Below are 587 nucleotides of genomic sequence, written 5' to 3'. Positions count from 1 at the left end.
CGGCGGGCGGCCGGCGCCCCCGGCCGGACGGCCCGCTTCGCCGCCATCAGCGCGTAGCCGGCCAGGAAGGCCGCGCCGGCGAAACGGATGACATCCACCGCCGCGGGCACCGCCTGGACCAGCGTGCCGATGCCCAGGATCCCGGCGGCGATCAGCACCACGTCGGAGAGCGCACAGACCGCCACGACCAGGGCGACATGCTCGCCGCGGAGGCCCTGGCGGAGGACGAAGGCATTCTGGGCGCCGATGGCCACGATCAGGGCCAGCCCGGTGCCCAGGCCCAGCGCCGCGCCCCGGAGGATTTCTGCTGCACTCACAGCCTCCGACGCTACCGCGCGGCCCGGGAACAGAACAGCTAAAGAATCTTCAGATACCTAAAATAAGCTAATGAACGAATTTCAGCTGGACCATCTGGCCACGTTCGCCGCCGTCGTCGAGCACGGCACCTTCGACGCCGCGGCGCGGCGGCTGCACGTGACCCCCTCGGCGGTGTCGCAGCGGATCAAGGCCATGGAGCAGGCCGCCGGCCGGGTGCTGCTGCAGCGCACGGCGCCCGTGCAGCCCACCGCCGCCGGGGAGGCCGTGGT

General features: G+C 71.9%; 2 protein-coding genes. One reads left to right on the top strand and one right to left on the bottom strand.

What is annotated here, in order from left to right; all coding sequences use genetic code 11:
* The coding region (locus ACFQ36_RS23285; RefSeq protein WP_377018005.1) for a LysE/ArgO family amino acid transporter at positions 1–317 on the bottom strand (317 nt) is incomplete at its 3' end.
* A 70-nt stretch (positions 318–387) separates the two neighbouring features.
* Here ACFQ36_RS23285 and ACFQ36_RS23280 point away from each other — a divergent pair.
* Positions 388–587 (top strand): LysR family transcriptional regulator (locus ACFQ36_RS23280; RefSeq protein WP_377018003.1); only part of this gene is annotated, 200 nt, incomplete at its 3' end.

The organism is Arthrobacter sp. GCM10027362 (assembly GCF_042679445.1).
In the GTDB taxonomy this organism is placed as follows: domain Bacteria; phylum Actinomycetota; class Actinomycetes; order Actinomycetales; family Micrococcaceae; genus Crystallibacter.
The sequence above is the reverse complement of the archived record's forward strand: the minus strand, read 5'-3'. Positions and strand labels throughout refer to the sequence as shown.